This is a genomic window from Halalkalibacter kiskunsagensis (genome assembly GCF_037027555.1).
GTDB lineage: Bacteria > Bacillota > Bacilli > Bacillales > Bacillaceae_D > Halalkalibacter > Halalkalibacter kiskunsagensis.
Window position 1 is genome coordinate 61778 of sequence record NZ_JAXBLX010000012.1, and the last position, 20275, is coordinate 82052.

Sequence of the window (20275 nt, forward strand, 5' to 3'; positions counted from 1 at the left end):
TTTATTAATGGAATAACATTCCGTAATGTGGAATTAAAATATGTGTAGGAGGACAATATGGATGTAATAACATTTGGTGAAACGATGGCGTTGTTCGCACCAGAAAATGGTGGGCTAATGAAATATGCTTCTTCCTATAATAGGAAGTTTGGCGGTGCTGAATCGAATGTTGCTATTGGTTTATCCCGTTTAGGACACAACGTTGGTTGGATTAGCAAGGTAGGAAATGATGAGCTAGGAAAAGGAATGGTTGCCTTTATAAGAGGTGAAGGTGTCGATGTGAGTCAAGTGAAGGTTGTGGAGGCACCGACAGGAATTTATTTTAAAGAAATACGAAACCACAGTGATGTCCGTGTTCAGTATTACCGCCATGGATCAGCTGCAAGTACGCTAACTAAAGCGGACATTCTAGATGAATATGTCAGCCAAGCGAAATACTTGCATATCACAGGCATTACACCAGCATTAAGTGACTCTTGTTATGAAACCGTTTTACATGCGATGAAAAAAGCAAAAGAAATTGGAGTTACGATTATCTTTGACCCTAATTTGCGTAAGAAATTATGGTCAGAAGAAAAGGCAAGAAAGGTATTATTAGAAATTGTCTCACAATCAGATATTATATTGCCTGGTGTTGCAGAAGGGGAATTTTTGTTTGGAGAAAGCGACATCTCGACTCTTGGAGATAAGTTCTTATCACATGGTGCAAAGCTAGTCATTATCAAAGATGGAGCCAATGGAGCACACTACTTTAATGAAGGAGAAGAAGGATTTGTTCCTGCTTTTAAAGTAGAGCAAGTGATTGATCCTGTTGGGGCAGGGGATGGTTTTGCAGCAGGTTTCATCTCAGGTCTTCTTGATCAACTATCAATAACTGACGCGTTGACAAGGGCTAATGCAGTTGGAGCGATGGTCACACAAGTAAGTGGAGATGTTGAAGGACTGCCTGATCAAAATGAGTTACTCGATTTCTTAAAACAAGACAATGAAGATGTGAAACGATAATAGAAAAGTAGGAGGAGAGTATATGACTCTATTAAAAAAAATAGAAGAAAATGGTCTAGTTGCGATTATTCGAGGTGCACAACCAGAAAATATTTTAGATATTGCACGGGCATTAAAAGAAGGTGGAATTAAAACACTTGAAATTACAGTGGAAACACCACGAGTTCTAACGTTAATTGAACAAGTCACAGCAGAATTTGGTGATGATCTAATTGTTGGGGCCGGTACGGTACTTGATCCTGAAACGGCAAGAGCAGCTATTATGGCTGGAGCAAAGTTCATTTTCTCACCAACAGTCGATCCAGAAACGATTAAGATGACGAAGCGCTATGGGGTGATCAGTATTCCGGGGGCATTAACTCCTACCGAAATTCTTACAGCTTATGAAAACGGTGCGGATGTCATAAAAGTATTTCCAGCAAACGCGTTCGGTCCGAAGTATTTAAAGGGTGTTCATGGACCATTACCACATATTCCATTAATGCCAACAGGTGGCGTTGACTTAACTAATTTAGAGGACTATATAAAAGCTGGTGGAATAGCAGTTGGACTTGGAAGTTCATTAGTTAACACGAAACAAGAAATCAATGAAGTGGCCTTGCAAGAATTAACAAATAAGTCGAAACAATTTGTAGAAGCTTTGAAGCAAGCTAGACAATAACAATACTAGGGGGAATTTATCATGAAAATGAAAGCGTTACTATTCTCGACTTTAGCGTCAGCACTTGTTTTAACAGGGTGTGGTGGTGGAAATGATGCCGCAACAGAAGAAGGAGGAAGTCAAGCTGGGGCAAAAACAATTAAAATTGCCAATTATTTTGCAGCCGATCATTCTCAAAATGTAGCATTAGAAGAAGTATTTAAACCAATGGTAGAAGAACAATCAGAAGGTCGCTTAAAGGTTGAAATCTATGAAAATAACCAACTAGGTGATGAAGCAGCATTTACGGATGGAGTTCGTAACGGAACAATTGAAATGGTGATCGCTGGTATGGGTCTACAAGCAAATAACGCAAAAATTGGTGTGACCGAATGGCCATACTTGCTAGAAGATTATGACCATGCAAACGAAATATTAAATGGTCCGATCGGAGAAGAAATTGCAGCTGAATTTGAAGAGTTTAATGTTAAACCATTAGGTTATACAGCAAACGGGTTCCGAGTTGTGTCAGCAGACGAAGAATTACGTACTCTTGAAGATTTTAAAGGATTCCGTTTACGTATGCCGAATGTGCCAATCTTCCTTGAAGTAGGAGAGGCCCTTGGTGCAAATGTTCAAGCGTTAGGAATGTCTGAAGTATTTACTGCACTAGAGCAAGGGGTTATCAATGGTCAAGAAAATCCTTATGCATCGTTAGTGAATTCTAGTTGGTATGAAGTACAAAGCCATGTACTTGAAACGAATCACATGTTCAGTCCAAACATTTATTTAATGAATATGAATTTCTGGGACAGTTTGGACCCTGAGTTGCAAGAAATTGTTGAACAAGCGTCTGAAGAAACAGCTCAGTATCAATGGGAATTAGCTGTTCAATCGGATGATGAAATGAAAGAGTATTTAACAGAGCAAGGACTTGAGATTATTGTACTATCTGAAGAAGAGCGTCAACAGTTTGTTGATGCAATGGATCCAGTTTATGAAAAGCTATTTGAGAAACATGACTGGGCGGAAGAATTAGTAAATCGTATTCGTGAACAGTAAAGGCAGGTCATCTGGTGGATAAAAGAAGTAGTTGCTTTTATCCACCAAATTTCCTTAAAGAGGGGATAGTATGCTAAAAGTTATTAAATACCTCAATGGAGCACTATATACGGTCATTTCCGTATTTTTATCAACAATGGTCATTTTAGTATTTTTAAACGTAGTTTTACGCTATGCGTTTGATTCAGGAATTACATGGTCAGAAGAGTTAGCACGTTATTTATTTGTATGGGTTGTGTTTTTAGGAGCGATTGTGGCCTTTAAGGATAAGAGTCATCTAGGTGTTGACCTGTTAATAGGTGCCTTACCACCTGTTGCTCAAAAAGTCTTGTATACAATTGTCAATGTTGTCATTATTATTGTTCTCGCTCTTGTGGTTGATGGTGGATATAAGATGATGGAACTAAACAGCAATAGTTATGCACCGGCTACAGGAATTCCGTTATGGTTGTTGTTTTTATCCGGAACCTTTGCTGCGGTTGTGATGATTCTGCAAAGTATTACACAAACGGTCCGATTTGTTTGCTTTAATCAGGATCCTCCGGCATGGGCAAATAGCAATAATGATTTAAAGGAGGAGGGTTCATAATGTTGTGGGTCTTTCTTGGAGTCTTGTTCTTGTTTCTGTTCTTAGGGGTACCGGTTGCATTCGCAATGTTAGTCAGTGCGGTTGCGATGCTTCTTGTGATGGGTGTCTTTGATACCCAGATTGTCGCTCAAAATTTAATAAATGGCGCCAATAACTTTCCATTAATGGCGATTCCATTCTTTATTCTCGCTGGTGAGATCATGAATGCAGGCGGAATTTCAAAACGAATTGTCAGTTTTGCTTCAACACTAGTCGGTCATATACGTGGTGGATTAGGGTATGTCACGATCTTTTCGGGAGTGCTCTTTGCCGGATTATCAGGTTCTGCCGTTGCTGATACCGCTGCCTTAGGTGCCATTTTAATTCCGATGATGGCTGCGCGTGGGTACAACGTAGGTCGCGCATCAGGGCTAGTTGCTTCATCAGGGATTATTGCTCCGATCATTCCACCAAGTATTCCGTTAATTATGTTTGGGGTTGTTGGTGGTGTTTCGATCACTCAATTATTTATGGGTGGGATTGTACCAGGGATATTGTTTGCAGTTGGATTGATCATTGTCTGGTATTTTGTCGCAAAGCGTGATAACGCAGAAACGATGCCTAAAGCGACAACGAAAGAGCGTGTCTCTGCTTTTGTACAAGCGATTTGGGCTTTGTTTATGCCAGTTATTATTATCGTCGGTTTGCGTGGAGGAATCTTTACGCCAACAGAAGCGGCTGTTGTAGCAGCGATGTATGCTTTATTAATTAGCTTTACAGTCTATCGTGGTGAGTTGAAAGTGAAAGACATTCCAATGCTTCTTGTGAATACAGCTAGGACGACGGGTGTTGTCATGTTATTGGCATCCGCTGCGATGGTGACAGCGTATGTGGTCACAATTGCACAAATTCCTGCAGAGCTAGGAGGTTTCCTAGGAGGAATTACACAAAATCCAACGCTTCTATTATTAATTTTAATGGTGTTCTTGCTTTTAGTTGGGGTTGTAATGGACATGACACCAGCCATTTTGATTTTTACACCAGTGTTGTTACCGGTTGTTATAGCCGCAGGTATTGATCCAGTTTACTTTGGAATTGTCATGGTTATTAACTTATGTATTGGTTTAATTACGCCACCAGTAGGTACGGTTTTATATGTTGCAGCTGGGATTAGTAAGATTAGTATTATAGAGATTACAAAAGGAATTTGGCCATTTTTACTTGTCCAGATCACTGTTTTGCTTCTTTTAATTCTCTTCCCGCAACTTGTCACAGTACCACTAGAATGGTTTACGAAATAACGGAGAGGAGATAGAAATTTATGAGTACAGATGTAATGGTTAGTCGTGAAGAGTTAGCGGAATTAGTTGTAAAAAAATTGGAAAAAGCAGGAATTAATACAGAGCACGCAGGGGTTGTTGCTGATGTATTGGTCCATGCAAATCTACGAGGGGTGAACTCGCACGGTGTTCTGCGTACGGAACACTATGTGAAAAGATTAAGTGAAGGTGGTTTAAATCCTTCGCCAAAGTTTAGCGTGAAAGATACAGGTCCTTGTACAGCTATTTTTGATGGAGATGATGGTCTTGGCCATGTTGTATCAAAAGAAGCGATGGATTATGCGATGAAACTTGCTGAGAAAAACGGAATTGGTATGGTAGCTGTAGTGAACAGCAGCCATTGTGGTGCTCTTTCTTATTTCGTTGAGCAGGCAGCAAAAAATAATATGATCGGAATGGCCTTAACGCATACAGATAAAGTCGTTGTCCCTTTTGGAGGATCAAAGCCATTCTTTGGTACGAATCCAATTGCTTACGGCTTCCCAACTAAAAATAAGAAACCAATTATTTTAGATATGGCTACTAGCAATGTTGCATTTGGAAAAGTTCTTCATGCACGTGAATCCGGTCAAGACATTCCAGATTCATGGGGCGTTGATGGAGAAGGCAAACCAACGACTGATCCACATTCTGTTGAAGCTCTCCTTCCATTCGCAGGTCCTAAAGGGTATGGATTAGCAATGGTAATCGATATTTTCTCAGGTCTATTAACAGGGTCTGCGTTTGGGCCTCATATTACTGAGATGTACGGAGAGTATGATAAAAAACGAAAGCTTGGTCATATGGTATGCGCGTATAACGTTTCTGCATTTACAGATAAAGCTAGTTTCTTAGAGAATATGGATCAAATGATCGATGAACTTCATCAAGCTCCAACAGCTCCAGGGTTTAATAGTGTCATGGTTCCAGGTGAGCCTGAACAGCTAAACGAAGAAGATCGCTTAGCAAATGGAATCCCACTAACGAAATCAGTATATGACTATTTAGCAAATGAATAGAATACAGTTCTCATTGTTTCAAAGAAAAGACATTCTTCTAGCATCTGGTGCCGGAAGAATGTCTTTTCGTATATACAAACCTGCGAAGTATTTGTAAAGGTGTAGATTGAAAAATAGAGGAATAATAGTCTCAATATCAGAGTAAGAAAGAGTAAGTACAATCTTTCTCTTGCAAACTCAAATCCCATCAAATAATATTGATGGGATTCTTCTTTATGGCTCTTTTATTTTGACTGATCTCTTATTTCTTTGCTATCAAAAGAGTTTACAAATTCTTTAAGCACTTCTTGGTATTCTCTCACAGAGTCTACATAAACCATTTCTTTCTCACCATGCCAGTCAAAGCCAACTGGTCCAAATTCAACAGCAGAACCTCCATACTTTGTGAAAAACTGACCATCGTTAGATCCGTGCTGACCATAAATATTTACTTGTTCGAGTTGAGTTTGTCTTTTTATAGACTCCACTAGTGCTTCCACATATGGGTTATCTTCTTTTGTCTTCACCGGGCCGTTGCAAATATGAATTTTCACTTTATCTTCCGTAATGCCTTGAATCTGTTTGAAGATCTCATCAGGTGATTGGTCTGGTAAATATCTAATATCAAGAGACATTTCACACTTCTCAGGTACTTTATTGTATACGGTTCCGCCTTTTAGCTTAGCGAGATTTATAGATGGTTTGTCATACATCGGTGGGGCAGTCTCTTGTGCAAAAGGAAGCAGAATAATGTCTTCATAGAGATTATAAGCTTTCTTGATTGCATTATGACCTTCCCAGGGCCGACTTCCATGAGCAGGTTTGCCATCGATCTCAAAGTCTAGCTGTAGGACTCCTTTAGATTGGATAGCAATACCAAAGTATGTCGGTTCACCACAAATAATAAAATCACCGACGTACCCTTTTTCCGTCAAATATTTTGTGCCAAAGACCCCACCTGTTTCCTCATCAGGTACGATCTGAAGCATTACTCGCGTTGCTATGTTGCTGTCTTTTAACTGTGCTATCGTCTCCATCATAGCCGCTACTCCTGCTTTCATATCCACCGAACCGCGACCATACATTTTTCCATCAACTACATAAGGTTGAAACTGTGTATCCTCAGCTTCGATAACATCGACATGACCATTCAAGACGATTGTGTTATCACCTTGGCCAATTTCACACACCAACATGTGAAATCCATTATTTTCAATTTTTTTCACTTGGAGTCCTCGGTCTTTTAACCACTTTTCACAATATGCAACAGCCTCGTTCGCTCCTGCTTTCGTAGAGCTGTCTATTTTAATTAGTTCTTCTAATAAGGGAATTGGATCCCCCATTTTATCCCTCCTACATGTCTAACAGTAATTTTATAGTCAAGCTTTTTTACCTTCAAGTTATCCTCTAACTTATACAATGAGACGGCCTAGAAAACCAGTCAGATAATAGTCGTTTTACTTAGTTTTTTAATTAAAGGGCATACTTTTCTTTTTGTTTATCTATCCGAACAACAATGTCATGGCGGGCTAATTCAAGATCTGAATCTTGAGTCAACCAATCATCCTTTACCTCATTGCCGGCCGTTAGCGCAATGATTGCAGCAGGAATATTCGCTCCTGCTATGTGGGAAAATGCATAGCCTCCACCAAAGCGTGGATTTATATCAATGACATAATAATCGGTACCATCGTAATACACATCAGTGTTCATGTAGCCTGCATGACCTAGGTTTTCTCCTATTCTCCGTGCAATTTCTAGCAATACAGGAGGGTTCTCAGTAATGCACCTATCAACATCTCCACCTCTCATATCCAATTGCTTTCGAATAAGGGAGGTGAGAAAGCGACCATCTAAATCGTTGAACATATCAACACTAAATTTTTCTCCTTCAATTACATCTTGGATAATGACATTGTCTTCTGGTTCTTTGTAAGTGGCATCATCTAAAGGAGATTCCTTGATTTCACGCACGGCAAGCTCATAAGCAAATTTCAAATCTTCGACATTGTAGGCAATTTCAACACCAATAGACGCAGATCCGTTACGAGGCTTCACAATTAACGGAAATGATACTTCGTTATTTTCTAATGCATTCACAGCATCTTCTATGTTGAGGTAAGAGAGCGGAGCTTTTACCTCGAACGACTTCAGTAGCTCTCGGTATTTTCCTTTGTCCCGTACCTTATCGACAATGTTTGGCTCAGGCGTAAAAACGGATACACCTATTTTTTCAAGTTCTTCTTTGTGAGCAGATAGTTTAGGCACTTCCCAATCATTTAACGGAACAAGACATTTCACTTTATGTTTCTTACAGATCTCAACTATTGCTTCCATGTACCGCGAGTCTGTTTGGTGTGGAATCACATAGTTTTCATCTCCTGCTTGAAGCGATGGTGCGTTATGCTCTGGATCGGCAACAATCACTTTTCCATTTATTCCAGCGTTTTTTAAAGCATCGTGAAAAAAACCTACGAAGTCTATACGTCTAGCACCTGATGTTAGTAAAATATTCAAAGTTAATCCTCTCCTCGCTCTATTAATTTGTCTCCTAAGCAAGACACTTCTCTTTATACCCAACATCAAAAACCTTAATCTAGATTTTTTTAAATAATTAATTCATGTATCGTACTAAAAAATAATATGTTTACCTTTATGATTAACTGGGAAATTGTTTAGTGAACAAAATGTTAAGGAGGCAAAAAATTATGAATAAAACAATTATCGGTGGAGTATTCAGAAAACAGGAAGAAGCAATTCGTGCAATTGAAGGTCTTCATACTATCGGCTATACAAAGGAAGACATCTCGGTTTTCGCAAAAGATAGTGATGATGTAGAAAGTATTCAGAATGAAACAAGAACTGAAGTCACAGAAAAAAATAGTGGACGAGCTAAAAATGCTGGAAAAGGTTTCGGTATTGGTGCTGGATCGGGTGGCGTTCTCGGTGGTATTGCAGGAATCATTGCTTCGGTCGGGTTATTAGCTGTTCCTGGAGTTGGTGTTCTTGCAGCGGCTGGACCGCTAGCAACTGCATTGACCGGTGCAGCTATTGGTGCAGGAGGTGGTGGACTCGTTGGAGCTCTTACAGGTGCAGGAATTCCAGAAGGACACGCAAAAGAGTATGAAGACCATCTAAACAAAGGTCATATTGTTGTCCTAGTGGAAGCTGATGAAGATCGTGAAGATAAATTATATGGTCATTTCTATACCAATAATTCATTAAATACCCATACGTATCCTGAACGTGTACGAGTAAATAATAGGTAAAATACAGTTGAGGTTCCTGCTCTCTTGCGTTAATGCGCTGAGGCAGGAATTTTTTTGATTTTTTTCATGCTGGAGTAGTTGAAATGGGAATAAAGTAGTGGGGACGATTGTATAATGACAAAAGAAGGAGGTGAAAAGTTTGGGAGTTAAATTTATAAAGATTTCTGTTGTTTACTTCGTTCTTGGTGTTTTGCTTGGTTATTATATGTCAGTTGCTCATGCTTATAATCTTACAGGGGTTCATGCACATCTTAACTTGCTAGGATGGACTTCGTTGACATTGGCAGGTATTATTTACACGTTATTTCCAAAAGCGGAGTCTAGTATTCTAGGAAAGATTCATTTTTGGCTTCATAACATCGGTCTTCCGCTGATGATGATTGGTCTATTCTTCTTGCTTCAAGGTAATAACTCTCTTGAATTCTTAATTCCAATTGGTGCTACGCTCCTTATAATAGCTGTTATTCTTTTTGCAATTAATGTTATGAAAAATGTAAAGAGAGAAGATATTCAAGGTAGATTTGAGAAATGAAGTTTGTAACCTAGGTGTAAGTCTTTTATGACTTACGCCTTATAGGTACGAACACACACGGATCATTTTTTTCAATCGCTTGAAAGCGTGATGGATGGTAGGCAATCTTGAATGTTCGTATACAATAACGAACTTATTTTCTTTGTTTAATTGATAAATAAATCTTAAGGAATCCAGGGATGTTGTACTTAAAAGTAATTGAATTTAATACATTTTAACGAACTCACATCAAAGGGGATGCATACATGACGAGAGCTAAGAAAATATTCGTTGGGAATTACAAGGGTGGGGTGGGGAAGACAACTAGTATTTATCAAATCGCACTACACATGGTGGAGTTAAATTACCGAGTACTTCTTATTGATCTAGATCCGCAATGCTCTTTAAGTGAAATCTGTTTAGCGCGAAAAGGATTGGGACTAGAACAGTTAGAAGAAAATGAAAGTTTGAATTATGTGTATGATATGTGGCAGCAATTCAAGCAATTTAAACGCTTGCCTTTTTTGATTGATAAATCTCCTTTAGTAAAAGTAACAGAAGAAAAAATCCACTTCATTCCTTCAAATACATTTTATTTAAATGGTGGACTGGATGAATTAGCTCTAAAATTAAAAGAAGACTTCGAAGATCTCCTTCCGTTGCAACAATTTTTTATGAATAGTGGAATTGAAGAAGAATATGATTATATTCTGTTTGATTGTCCCCCAAGTAACAACATCATCACTCAAGGAGCTTTTTTGCTGTCTAACTATTACATTATTCCTTCTATAATACAAACTCTAAGTATAAGAGGCGTCGTTCATTATATTAAAACAGTTGAAAGAATTTATAATCGAACCTGTCTCGAGAGTGAGCATGCACTATTAGCACAAGCATTCTTTGGCAAGAAACCAAAGCTATTAGGAATCTTTGAAACACTGAAAAAAGGAACCATTAAGAATGACCAAATCTTAATTGATTTAATTTCTGATTTACAGAAATCCTCTTTTACAACACTCTTATCTACTCCATTAGAGAAAAAATTCACTTTTAAGACGATTATTAATAATTATGAAGATATTGCTAGGTCAACAGCAGCTGGTAATAAGTGTGACGAATATGCTGACCTAACAGATGAAATGATAAATTGTATTGAAAAGCATAAGGAGTTATGTCATGAATGATCAAATTGTTGATTACTTAATTCACTTAAAAAGCATCTATCTCGCTATTGATGAAAAGGTTTTACGAAACGATATCACTCAATTAGATAAATTAATAAAAACGTTACAGGAAACATCGGGAGGAAAATCAACTACTCCTCCACAACAAAAAAAGAAAGTATTTAGTGAATCTTTGAAAATATTATTGGAAAAAAATTATGATAGGTTAAAAGGTACAAAATTAGATTATTACCAACTAACAAACCAAGATGAAGTAGAATGCTTTATAGAAACACACGCGAAAACGAAGATACTAAAGGACGCAACTGCATTAGACCTTAAGCTTCTATATAGTTTGTTAACAGAAGACCCAAATGAGATCAAAGGAACGAAAAGCGATGTGTTTGAAGCGATAAAACGAAACATACGCGCTAGAAAAAGAGGGGAGGCTTTTAAGAATACGATCGTATGATACTATCTGTTACGGCCTTTACTAAAGAGCTATTCCAATAACAATGGAATATGTTTTTCTTAGTGTTTCATCATGGTGGCTAAGATTCCTAAGCAAAAAGACCTGTTCATAACAACAGGTCTTTTCGTGTGAAATATTAAAGCTTAAACGAACTCTTCAATGAAACAATTAAATTAAACACAAGGTTATCTTTTGTTGTATGTTTTGGATCGACATTGAAGTATCCGTGTCGGAAGAATTGAAACTTCTCTTGCGCGCTAACCTCTTTCATGTTTGGCTCTACAAAGCCTTTTAATACTTGAAGCGAGTTAGGGTTTACTTGATCTAGGAATGTTTTTTCTACTTCCGTTTCTTCTTCTAATTCTTCTGGGTCTTCGTTTAAAATGAGCGGCTCATACAAACGGAACTCAGCTGGTAGCGCTTGTGTTGCTTCCACAAAGTGTAATGTTCCTTTTACTTTACGACCAGTAAAGCCTGATCCACTTTTTGTTTCTGGATCGTACGTACAATGGATTTCAACCACGTTTCCATCTTCGTCTTTAATGACGTCCTCACACTTAATGAAGTAAGCATGTTTTAGACGTACTTCGTTACCAGGGAAAAGACGGAAGTATTTCTTTGGTGGGTTTTCCATGAAATCTTCTTGCTCAATATAAATTTCTCTTGAAAATGGAATTTGTCTTGTACCCATTTCAGGGTTTTCTGGGTTGATTTCAGCCTCAAGCATTTCCACTTGTCCCTCTGGATAGTTGGTAATCACTACTTTTAACGGACGAACAATTCCCATTGTACGAGGAGCTTTCATTTTTAAATCTTCTCGTACAAAGTAGTCCAACATTTGCGAATCAACAACGCCTGACCCTTTAGATACTCCTGTTTCTCGTACAAATGCAAGAATGGCCTCTGGTGTATAACCTCTTCTGCGTAGACCTGAAATGGTTGGCATACGTGGGTCATCCCAACCATCGACAATCTCTTCATCAACTAGTTGTTTTAACTTACGTTTACTCATTACTGCATTTGTAATGTTTAAACGACCGAACTCGATTTGTTGTGGCGTACTCGTCATTTCACATTCTTCTACAATCCAGTTGTATAGTGGACGTTGGTCTTCAAACTCGGTAGTACAGATGGAATGTGTAACATCCTCTATCGCATCCTCTAAAGGATGAGCAAAGGCATACATTGGGTAAATACACCATTGATCCCCCGTATTATGATGTGTTGCATGAGAGATACGATAAATAACAGGGTCACGTAAGTTAATGTTAGGAGAACTCATATCAATTTTTGCTCGTAATACTTTTTCGCCGTTTCCAAACTCACCTTTACGCATACGCTCGAATAAGTCTAAGTTTTCCTCGATAGAACGATTACGATAGGGGCTATCTTTTCCTGGGTCTGTTAATGTGCCACGGTATGCACGAATTTCATCTGGTGAAAGATCATCCACATATGCTTTTCCTTTATTAATTAGAAGTACGGCTCTCTCGTACATTTCTTTAAAATAATCAGATGCGAAAAATAACCCATCCCAGTCATAGCCAAGCCACTCTACATCCTCTTTAATTGCATGAACATACTCTGAGTCTTCCTTCAAAGGATTGGTGTCATCAAATCGTAGGTTCGTTTTCCCATTAAATTCATCTGCTAAATCAAAGTTAATGACAATTGATTTAGCATGTCCAATATGTAGGTAACCATTTGGTTCTGGTGGGAAACGAGTAATCACATGGTTTCGCTTGCCGGACTCTAAATCTTCTTTTATGATATTTCGAATAAAGTTCGAAGAGTTATGTTCCACGTTTTTTCACCCTTTTTTGTTATGTATTGTGCATTATATACTTTTCCATAATACACTATTTAATAGTACATAGTGTATCATAAGTCATTGTGTGAGCAAATGGTCGTTTATATTAACAATGACCTGGGGGGACTAGTTGATCGAAGGGAATTACTTACTCATCTACCTACTCACAATATGCTCCGTATTCTCACTTAGTACACAAGGTGGATCCAATTGGAACAAACAACGGATCAAAGTCGCCTGTAAATCGCGAAGTATAGTACATGTTTAGATAATCAATTTTCACTTATTCAAGGAGGAATTATGAAGTTTCTAATTATTCTCGCCGCTATCGTTTGTGTAGTTGCTCTTGTTGTTACATTGATACTTACAAAAGCTGATGACACAAATTATAGCAGTAATAAAAGTATCAATAATCAATTATTTATGTATCTCGCACTAATTCCGATAATTGCTATGATTATAGTAATTAGTTGGGTGTTTGTATTTTAAAGGCTACTTGGGAATAATCCTTTACTACACAGCACTCACACTGTTTGTAATCATTGTCCCTGTTTCAATGATTACATTTCGTTTTTCTTTATATTCGTTTGAAAAGATATAAAATGCCGAACATTGGCGGAGGGACTTCAGCTGGTATGGGGCTAGCCTCGATGCAAGCAGCGATCTCGAGTCAGTGCTTAAGGAGAAATCAGGAACGGCTTCAGGTATTTATCACATTTCGCTACATGGGCGGCATGATGGCATCGGCGATGGTCAGCTTGTTAGCTGGCACGTTCCACCTTTTATATACTACTGCTTGTTTTCTCGATTTGGGACTCGTTGTTTCTGTTGGGTTTACAGTGCGAAGCCGTGTGGGGAAAGAAACTAATGAACTGAAAGGTGAATGATAGAAGTGAGTGATGAATTTATTTCTGAAAACATTAAAGCCGCACTAAAGAATGATCCACCGGGTGAATGGATGACAGAGCTTCCGGGTGAATGTATTCGTCTGAGCTCCGGCTATCCAACACCAGCTCTTGTACCTGCTATGCAGTTAAAGGAAGCGGTCATCGGCCTACTTGAAGAGGAGCAGGATTTGCCTCTTCATTACCTTGGAAGTCCGAGAGCTTTGAAACTTAAGGAGCAGATTCAAAAAAGATTGGGAGAGCGCGGTATTCGAGTTTTGGAAGAAGAACTTTTGGTTACTTCAGGTGCTTGTCAGGCAATCGATCTGATTGCCCGTATTCTCATCGATGAAGAAACGGTCGTGGCTATAGAAACCCCGACGTATATGGAGGCTTTAGAAATATTTCAAAACTATACGGAACGTTTTATCAGTATTCCAATAGATGAGCATGGACTTCAAACAAATCTATTTGAGGAAGTGCTAGCAGAAAGGAAAAGAAAAGGGCTCGCTATACCACGTTTTCTATATACGATCCCAACTTTTCAAAATCCTACAGGAACGACGATGACAGAGGAGCGTCGGCAGCATGTAGTAGAGCTTGCCACCAAATATAATTTCCTTATTGTGGAGGATGATGCATACGGAGAATTATCCTTCAATAAACGTCCCATACCACTAAAAGCCATGGATAAAGAAGGTCGTGTTCTGCATGTTGGTTCATTATCAAAGGTAGTAGCACCGGGGCTGCGAATTGGATGGGTAACAGGAGCAACTGAATTTATTCATGCTTTAGATTGGTTTAAAAAAGACTTAGGCCATCCTTTCGCCGAAGCAACAATGGCTTCATTCCTAGAATATACGGATTTTGAGAAACGGCTCAAGATTTTACAAGACACGTACCAGGGAAAATGTTCGGTGTTACTCTCCGCACTAGAACAATACTTACCAGAATCGGTTTCCTGGTATGTGCCAGAAGGTGGTTATTTTGTGTGGGTCAGAATTAAAGGTGTTGATACGTCGCAATTATTAACGCAGGCTCTATCTGAGGGTGTTTCCTACGTTCCTGGTAAATACTTTTTCTTGGATCAAAAAGAAGGAACTGAGTTTCTCCGCCTTTCGTTTAGTTATGCTGATGAAAAAGAAATAGTGGAAGGAATTCAGAAACTAGGTAAAGTGGTGACAAAGTGGATGGAGTTGAGGCCCTGAATACCAATGTTATGTTTTAATCTTTACAGTAAATGAGTTATGAGATGCTATTTATCATAGACTTTAGATTGGGTGTTGTAATGTCATGCTGATTCATACTGAAGAATATGGTTACGATATGATGATAAAAACAATCGACTATTTAAGAGGTATAACAGGTAGGTTACTCGTTGTCAATGCAACACGTGAACCAATACAGAAGATCGATATATTAATGTAGGGCATCGTCCATTAACAGCCTCAAGTTTAAATATCACGGTTACATTCCAAGTGCTTGCAGCTGCATTGCCGGAAATCAATGGTCACGATCCAAATCGCCCAATGAACAACGACCTTACACAAATTGTTAATACAAGAGTGTAGCGCGGTGGTTAAAATATAAAGTCCCCTAAGTGACATATATAAGCAACGAAGAAGAACATCTCTTTATTCAAAGAGATGTTTTATTATATTTGAAAGTGATAGAGCTAATTCATCTCTTTAGTATGAACTGCTTTATAGATATCCAATAAGCTGTAGAGCAGTTTGGTATCCTCAATAATAAGAATTTAAACATAAATCGAAAGATTACATCGTATTAAATGCACTTTATATCTAATACGATAAAATTGGGCAAGAGATCTAATGTCTATTAGAGTTAATAATGATAACGGTTCCAATATTGTCTCGATTCTTTTAAAAAATACTCTTTTTTTACCCAGAACTTACCTGTATTCGTCATTACTATACCACTATATCCCTAGTGTACTTGTTCATATGCGTGTGATAATATTTCTGTAACACAAATCATTTTAGGAAAAATGGGTGTTTTATGAAATTTCAAAAGAAAATTCTCATGGCTTTTTTGTTGTTTATTTTATTGCCAATTTTTATATTAGGATTTGTTTCGTTTCATGTAACCTCTTCAACATTAAAAAACAAGGTAGGGGATGAGACTCTACAAACCTTAAATGCAATTGACCTTAATTTAAGTATGGTTATTTCTGAAGTGAATACTCTATCAAATTACATTACCTCTTCTAGAGAAGTTCAAGATTTTATTAAACATAATGATGAGCAGTCATTGCTGGATTTTTATAATCACGGCCAAGCGATTGCAGGACTCCTGTATGGTCACTCTAAGCTTGATGATCTCGTTCTTTATTCTGCTACGGGGCAAGTTTATAGTTTTAGAAGAACAGTAACACCATCATTTGGACAATTTCAAGAATCAGAGTTTTACAATGGTATGGTAGAAGCAGAAGGGCGGCCTGTGTGGCTATCGACGGTTGAAAGTGATAAATTTGTTAAAAGTGAGAACCCACTATTTTCACAAGGACGTGTTATTAAGGATATTAACACCCTTCGTGATATCGGATATTTGATTCTTGATGTGAAGCTAGATCGTTTTGATGAAGTGTTTAAGGGTCTTCAGCAACAAGATTCGCAGGAAATGATCATCAATCATAAAGGAGAGATTGTTTATAGTATCAACCATCAATTGATTGGTGAAACGATCGAGCTTCCAACCGCAATGACGTTGAGTCATTCAGGAACGTTCATTGATGATTGGGATAAAGAAAAAAGTTTACTATCATTCATTCCCGTCACATTTAATGAGTACGAAACTTCTAATTTTTTTCTTATATCTATTAAGCCATGGAGCTTCATTACGAATGAGACAAAAGTTATTCGTCAAGTAACCATTTTTTTGGTTCTTCTTGTGACAGTGTTTGCTGTGTGCTTTAAACAATTATTCCTAAATAAAATTATCCATTTCATTACAGAATTTCAAATAAATATGAAGCAAGTAGAAAAAGGACAATTAACCACAAGGATGAAAGCGTTATCGGTGTTAGAATTAAATCATTTAGCAAAAGGATTTAATCGCATGGTTGAGGAAATATCAACGTTATTAAGTCGGATTAAAAATGAACAGGAACGAAAAAGAAAAGCAGAGTTTAAAGTGTTGCAAAATCAGATCAATCCACATTTTTTATATAACACGCTTGAGTCAATCAATTCTATGGCGGTGTTACATGGAAGCAGAGACATTAGTAAGATGACAATTAACCTCGGCAAGCTCCTGCGAATTAGTATTAATACTGCTGACAAAGTGATGGTCAGTGATGAAGTGCGCCATGTCATTAGTTATATGGAAATTCAAAAGGTGCGCTATAATGAACGGTTTACGTTTGAAATTGAGATTGATAAACAATTAGAACACTATTTTATATTGAAACTGATTCTCCAGCCGTTAGTAGAGAATATCTTAATTCATGCATTTGACCGAAACAAAGAAGATGGCTTTATTAAGATTCGTGGCGGTGTCACTAATAGAGAAGGTTTCTTCTTTATTGAAGATAATGGAGTGGGGATCTCAAATGACGTCCTTGCTACTTTTAATGAATTCAATCGAGGTAGTGAAACATCCAGTCAGAAAATCGGTTGCGGAGTGATGAATGTTCAAGAACGCCTAAAACTATATTATGGTGAACGTTACGGTATGATGATCTGTTCTGCGGAGAACATGCAAACAACGATTAAACTTACATTTCCGCTAAGTGAGGGTGAACAAGATGACATATAAAGTGGTACTAGTTGACGATGAATCGCTCATTCTTAAAAGTTTAAAGAAAATTATTAACTGGCAAGCTTTTGACTGTGAGGTAGCAGGAACGGCTAATGATGGACGGGGGGCAGTTTCTCTTATTAAGGAGATTCAACCAGAGATTGTCATAACCGATATTTGTATGCCAGAAATGAATGGACTTGATTTACTAAAAGAGGTCCAAACGTTTCAAGCAAGACCGGAAGTGATTTTGTTAAGTGGCTACAATGAATTTGAGTATGCAAAAGAAGGATTGCAAAATAATGCATTTGATTACATTTTAAAGCCGATTGACCATGACGAATTAGAAGAGTGTATACGTAGAGTAATTGTTAAATATAAAGATGAGAAGAAAAAAGAATACGAATATCGGAAACATCTCATCCACGAAGCACTCACACTAGGAGACAATAAACTCAGTCATGTAAAAGATGATCGTACGTATATCATTACCTCGTTAGAGTTAAATAAACCATCAGTAAATGATGAACAACAGTTGCGGGAGTGGTCAAGTAAAGAAAGAGACGACTTGCTCTCAGAAATTTTTTTCTATAAGTTTGAGAGGACGCGCTATGTAATTGTTTATGCTCATTTAAAAGCAAATGTAGAATTTGTTACTCAGGTTAAATCAGAAATGCAGGAGTTAGGTGAGAGGATAAATGCTCTTGTGAAAATAGCAGTTGGAAAAGAGGTTATGGGGATTAGTAACCTTTCTCTTTCTTATCAGCAAACATCTAAATTACTAGAATCTGCTTCGTTTTTAAAAATGAACATAATTTCAGAAGACGATATAAGAAATGAATATCATTCCCAATACTCTCCTGATGCTGCGATTAAAAAAGCTCAATCATATCTAAAGGAAAATTTCACAAAAGAGATTGGGATTGAATCCGTTTCTGAAGAAGTCGATTTAAGTGTAAGTTATTTTAGTGTCTTATTTAAGCAAAAAACAGGAGTGACGTTTCTAGAATATGTAACAAACCTTCGGATTGAACATGCCTGTATTCTTTTAAAAACAACCGATTTAAAAACCTATGAAATTGCTAATATGGTCGGCTACAACGATCAACGATACTTTAGTCAAGTGTTCAAAAAGCGTCTGCAAGTCACGCCAAGTCAATATCGAAAAAGTGATTAAGTCTTTTTGTTAAGGGGATGCTCAAAATGAAAAAAAACATTTTTAGTTGTACAATTGTGATTACATGTTTATTTTTGAGCGCTTGTTCTATGGGGGAAAATGTCCAAACTGAAGAAGAGAAAAGACAAATTGAGTTTTTTCAGCCGAAAACGAATGCGATTGAATTTTTTGACTATATAATTGAAGAATTTGAATCAGAGTATCCTGATATAGAAGTTAATCAAGTTAATGTTCCAGGTGGCATGGAAGTGTTAAAGACACGGATTGCTCATGGTGATGTGCCTGATATTTTTATTACTTATCCAATTGAACAAGATTATGTCATACGTGCAAACAAAGGGTATCTTTTAGATATAACTCATGAGGAATTTATGGGGAATATAGATGCTACAATTCAAAATCGTTATTTAATCGATGGAAAGATGTATGGAGTCGCGTTATCACAAAATGCTGTTGGAGTTATATACAATAAAGATATATTTGAAGAATTAGAGCTTGATGTTCCAAAAACATGGGATCAATTTATAGAAACATTAAAGAAAATAGAAGTAGAAGGAAAACAGCCAGTTTTAATGGCTAATAAGGACTTAGAAAGGATTAGCGTATTTAATCTGTCATTAATTGCAAATGAGTTTGACAGTAGTTATTGGGAGACACTAAACAACAATCATATAGACTTGAAAGAAGATCAAAGATGGATCGAACTCTCTAACAAAATGCTAGAATTTTTAGATTTCGCACAAGAGGATTCATTTAGTACAGAGGGAATTGATGTAAATAAAGCATTCGTCAATGGAGAAGGAGTAATGAGTGTAATTGGAGTATGGGAGATTCCAAATCTTGAGAAGATAGATGTTAATTTCAACTATGGGATCTTCCCATTTCCTGCAACAAATGATCCAGAAAGAAATAAGGTACTCGGAGGAGTAGACGGAGGATTTGCCATTTCAGCTGACACTAAATATCCAGAAGAAGCAAAAAAATTCTTGGAATTTCTTGTTAAAAAGGAAAATGCGCAAAAATTCTCAGATTATGAGGGGAATATAAGTGCGGTACAAGGTGTCAACATGAACAATGCTGAAGTAAGTTTGTTAGCTGAGTATATGATTCAAGGAAAATCTGTGAATTGGCCAAATCACTATTGGATTGGTGGGACGGCGGCGGAACAGGATTTTAGAAAACATTCACAGCGTTTCTTTTTCGATCGCGATATCGAAGCATATCTTGAGAGGTTAGAGTTAATGTTTGAAAATTATAGGCAGCAGCAATGATATAGAAAAGTTTGTACTCGACAATTTCAAAGGGTTTACTGAATGCAATTCCCCATTTAACAGATGGGGAATTTTTCTTTTGACTAAAAAGAGTTTGTTGAAGGGTGAGTGGGAGTCACTTGTGTGTTCGCAGAAAGCATAGAAAAGGTTGAGAAGCAAAAACACCGTTTATGCCATGGGTGGTTTCATTAGTTGGATAGATCTTATTGTAAAAGGATTTTATATAAAAGCTATATAGTAAGAATTTGAACAAAAATCAAAGATATGCCTCGTTTTGAAAGCGCTTTAATGAATATACAATGAATTTATAAGAAGTTGAAACAATAAAGGAGGCGAAGCCGAAACAAGTCTATCATTAGTAACTGTT

Annotated in this window: 19 protein-coding genes; 16 read left to right on the forward strand and 3 right to left on the reverse strand. The window is 37.5% G+C overall.

The window, feature by feature from the left end:
* The first annotated feature begins 57 nt into the window (after positions 1-57).
* From SLH51_RS08880 to allD, 6 genes are all read left to right on the forward strand, one after another.
* Entirely contained in the window at positions 58-1005 is a 948-nt protein-coding gene (locus tag SLH51_RS08880; RefSeq protein WP_335960781.1) for a sugar kinase, read from the forward strand.
* 22 nt (positions 1006-1027) lie between these two features.
* Complete coding sequence (locus tag SLH51_RS08885) at positions 1028-1666, forward strand: bifunctional 4-hydroxy-2-oxoglutarate aldolase/2-dehydro-3-deoxy-phosphogluconate aldolase (RefSeq protein WP_335960782.1); 639 nt, start codon at positions 1028-1030, stop codon at positions 1664-1666.
* A 21-nt stretch (positions 1667-1687) separates the two neighbouring features.
* A complete protein-coding gene (locus tag SLH51_RS08890) occupies positions 1688-2707 on the forward strand; it encodes a TRAP transporter substrate-binding protein (RefSeq protein WP_335960783.1) in 1020 nt (339 codons plus the stop codon).
* A gap of 70 nt (positions 2708-2777) precedes the next feature.
* On the forward strand, positions 2778-3296 hold the full coding sequence (locus SLH51_RS08895) for a TRAP transporter small permease (RefSeq protein ID WP_335960785.1): 519 nt from the start codon (positions 2778-2780) through the stop codon (positions 3294-3296).
* Complete coding sequence (locus tag SLH51_RS08900; protein WP_335960860.1) at positions 3293-4576, forward strand: TRAP transporter large permease; 1284 nt, start codon at positions 3293-3295, stop codon at positions 4574-4576. The genes SLH51_RS08895 and SLH51_RS08900 overlap by 4 nt, the downstream gene beginning before the upstream one ends.
* A gap of 20 nt (positions 4577-4596) precedes the next feature.
* Positions 4597-5613 (forward strand): ureidoglycolate dehydrogenase, encoded by a 1017-nt coding sequence (gene allD / locus SLH51_RS08905; RefSeq protein ID WP_335960786.1) that lies wholly within the window; start codon positions 4597-4599, stop codon positions 5611-5613.
* 224 nt (positions 5614-5837) lie between these two features.
* Here the strand turns inward: allD and SLH51_RS08910 are convergent, their stop codons facing one another.
* Together SLH51_RS08910 and SLH51_RS08915 are read right to left on the reverse strand one after the other, a co-directional pair.
* Positions 5838-6935, reverse strand: a complete 1098-nt coding sequence (locus SLH51_RS08910; RefSeq protein ID WP_335960788.1) for a M20 family metallopeptidase — start codon at positions 6933-6935, stop codon at positions 5838-5840.
* Positions 6936-7065: 130 nt separating this feature from the next.
* Positions 7066-8109 (reverse strand): ATP-grasp domain-containing protein, encoded by a 1044-nt coding sequence (locus SLH51_RS08915; protein ID WP_335960789.1) that lies wholly within the window; start codon positions 8107-8109, stop codon positions 7066-7068.
* 191 nt (positions 8110-8300) lie between these two features.
* On the opposite strand from SLH51_RS08915, the gene SLH51_RS08920 reads away from it, so the two are divergent.
* The 4 genes from SLH51_RS08920 (at position 8301) to SLH51_RS08935 (ending at position 11007) form a co-directional block, all read left to right on the forward strand.
* Entirely contained in the window at positions 8301-8861 is a 561-nt protein-coding gene (locus SLH51_RS08920) for a general stress protein (protein WP_335960791.1), read from the forward strand.
* 139 nt (positions 8862-9000) lie between these two features.
* Entirely contained in the window at positions 9001-9393 is a 393-nt protein-coding gene (locus SLH51_RS08925) for a cytochrome-c oxidase (RefSeq protein WP_335960792.1), read from the forward strand.
* Positions 9394-9638: 245 nt separating this feature from the next.
* A complete protein-coding gene (locus SLH51_RS08930) occupies positions 9639-10556 on the forward strand; it encodes a ParA family protein (RefSeq protein ID WP_335960793.1) in 918 nt (305 codons plus the stop codon).
* Positions 10549-11007, forward strand: a complete 459-nt coding sequence (locus SLH51_RS08935) for a hypothetical protein (RefSeq protein WP_335960795.1) — start codon at positions 10549-10551, stop codon at positions 11005-11007. Before SLH51_RS08930 ends, SLH51_RS08935 begins: the two co-directional genes overlap by 8 nt.
* 136 nt (positions 11008-11143) lie before the next feature.
* Here SLH51_RS08935 and SLH51_RS08940 read toward each other — a convergent pair whose 3' ends face one another.
* The gene (locus tag SLH51_RS08940) at positions 11144-12811 is read right to left on the reverse strand and encodes a glutamine--tRNA ligase/YqeY domain fusion protein (RefSeq protein ID WP_335960797.1); all 1668 of its coding nucleotides are present in this window, start codon (positions 12809-12811) and stop codon (positions 11144-11146) included.
* A 656-nt stretch (positions 12812-13467) separates the two neighbouring features.
* On the opposite strand from SLH51_RS08940, the gene SLH51_RS08945 reads away from it, so the two are divergent.
* From SLH51_RS08945 to SLH51_RS08970, 6 genes are all read left to right on the forward strand, one after another.
* Positions 13468-13704, forward strand: coding sequence for a hypothetical protein (locus tag SLH51_RS08945; protein ID WP_335960798.1), 237 nt, complete (start codon positions 13468-13470; stop codon positions 13702-13704).
* A gap of 5 nt (positions 13705-13709) precedes the next feature.
* On the forward strand, positions 13710-14909 hold the full coding sequence (locus SLH51_RS08950) for an aminotransferase-like domain-containing protein (RefSeq protein ID WP_390183852.1): 1200 nt from the start codon (positions 13710-13712) through the stop codon (positions 14907-14909).
* An 85-nt stretch (positions 14910-14994) separates the two neighbouring features.
* Positions 14995-15129 (forward strand): hypothetical protein, encoded by a 135-nt coding sequence (locus tag SLH51_RS08955; protein WP_335960802.1) that lies wholly within the window; start codon positions 14995-14997, stop codon positions 15127-15129.
* A 591-nt stretch (positions 15130-15720) separates the two neighbouring features.
* Positions 15721-17478, forward strand: a complete 1758-nt coding sequence (locus SLH51_RS08960) for a sensor histidine kinase (protein WP_335960803.1) — start codon at positions 15721-15723, stop codon at positions 17476-17478.
* Positions 17468-18637, forward strand: coding sequence for a response regulator transcription factor (locus SLH51_RS08965; RefSeq protein ID WP_335960805.1), 1170 nt, complete (start codon positions 17468-17470; stop codon positions 18635-18637). Before SLH51_RS08960 ends, SLH51_RS08965 begins: the two co-directional genes overlap by 11 nt.
* Positions 18638-18663: 26 nt before the next feature.
* Positions 18664-19908, forward strand: coding sequence for an ABC transporter substrate-binding protein (locus tag SLH51_RS08970; RefSeq protein WP_335960807.1), 1245 nt, complete (start codon positions 18664-18666; stop codon positions 19906-19908).
* Positions 19909-20275 lie beyond the last annotated feature (367 nt).